This is a genomic window from Streptomyces similanensis, assembly GCF_039543625.1.
In the GTDB taxonomy this organism is placed as follows: domain Bacteria; phylum Actinomycetota; class Actinomycetes; order Streptomycetales; family Streptomycetaceae; genus Streptomyces; species Streptomyces similanensis.
On the sequence record NZ_BAABKC010000041.1, the window covers coordinates 1 to 1,981 of the forward strand.

At 70.9% G+C, this 1,981-nt stretch carries 1 protein-coding gene; it reads right to left on the reverse strand.

Annotated features, from left to right (window positions below):
* The coding region (locus ABEB07_RS13585; RefSeq protein WP_425589001.1) for a condensation domain-containing protein at positions 1-1,981 on the reverse strand (1,981 nt) is incomplete at both ends.

The window sequence follows — 1,981 nt, forward strand, 5'->3', positions numbered from 1 at the left end:
CCCCTCACACACCACCGCCACCGCACCCGGATCACGCACCACCTGCGCCTCAAACAACTCCACCACCGACGACCGACCCACCAACCCCTCACCAACCCCACCAGCCCAACCCAACACCAACGACCGCTCACCCTCACCAAGGAACTCCACACCCCCCACCCGCACATCAGGATCCGCCACCAAACCACCCAACAACCGCCCGAACCAACCCACCAACCGCTCAGCCGTCGCCGCATCGAACACATCGGCGGCCACGATCAGCCGACCGGTCAGGCCGGCCGGGGCGCCTTCGCCGTCGAAGACCTCGGTCGCCATGACGTCCAGGTCGAACTTGGCCGTCGCCGACCCCGCCGGGCCGGCCGGCACTCCTGCGGTACGCAGGCCCGGAAGCTCGGTTGCCGCGCGCAGGTTGTTCTGCAACGTCAGCATCACCTGGAACAGCGGATGCCGCGCGGCCGACCGGGACGGCGCCAGCTCCTCGACCAGCCGCTCGAAGGGCACGTCCTGGTGCGCGAACGCTGCGAGGCTCGTCTCCCGGACCCGCTCCAGCACCTCGCCGAACGTCGGATCACCCGAGAGATCCGTGCGCATCACCAGCGTGTTCACGAAGAACCCGACCAGATCGTCGAGTGCCTCGTCGGTACGGCCCGCGATCGCGGAACCGATGGGGATGTCCGTGCCCGCACCCAGCCGCGACAACGTCACCGCGAGCGCCGCCTGAAGCACCATGAACACGGTCACGCCACGCTCACGCGCCACCTCACGCAACCGCGCGTGCACGTCCGCCGACAGCTCCAGCGCCACCGCATGACCCTCGTGCGAGGCCACCGCCGGACGCGACCGGTCGTACGGCAGCGCCAGTTCCTCCGGAGCGTCGGCCAGCGCCTCACGCCAGAACCCCACCTGCCGCGACAGCACGCTCTCCGGATCGTTCTCCTCACCCAGCAGCCCACGCTGCCACAAGGCGTAGTCCGCGTACTGCACCGGCAACGGCGCCCACGCCGGTGCCCGGCCCTCGACCCGGGCCGTGTAGGCGGCGGCCAGGTCGCGTTCGAGCGGAGCGGACGACCAGCCGTCACCGGCGATGTGGTGCACCACCAGCATCAGCACATGCTCATCCGCACCGACCGAGAACAGCCACGCCCGGACAGGGATCTCCTCCGCGAAGTCGAACGCATAGCGTGCCGCCTCCGCGACAGCGCCGGCCAGGTCGTCCGCGCTCACCTCGGCGACGGACAGCGCGAAGCCGCTCTCCTCCACCGGCAGGATCCGCTGGTACGGCTGTCCGTCGGCCACCGCGAACACCGTCCGCAGCACCTCATGCCGCCCCACCACGTCCCGCAGGGCCGCTTCCAGCGCCCGTCGGTCCAGCGCGCCGGTCAGCCGCACCCCGATCGGAATGTTGTACGTCGCGCTCGGGCCTTCCAGCTGTGCCAGGAACCACAGTCGGCGCTGGGCGTACGACAGCGGCACCCGCTGCGGCCGCTCCCCCGCCACCAGCGCCGGACGCGCCGCACCCGCCTGCTCCAGCCGTGCGGCGAGAGCAGCCGGCGTCGACGCCTCGAACAACGTCCGCAGCGCCACCTCCACCCCCAGCACCGCACGCACCCGGCTCACCAACCGCGTCGCCAGCAGCGAATGACCGCCGAGCGCGAAGAAGTCGTCATCGACCCCGACCTTGTCCAGGCCGAGGACCTGGGCGAACGCCTGGCACAGGATCTCCTCCTGCACCGTGACCGGAGCCCGCCCGGCCCCCGCGGTGAACTCGGGAGCGGGCAGCGCCTTGCGGTCCAGCTTGCCGTTCACCGTCAGCGGCAGCGCGTCCAGCACCATCACCGCCGAGGGCACCATGTACTGCGGCACCCTTTCCGCGACGAAGTCACGCAGCTCGGACTCGCCGGCATCGCCGACCACGTAGGCGACCAGGCGTTTGTCGCCGGCTGTGTCCTCGTGCACCAGGACCGCCGCCTGACCCACCCCC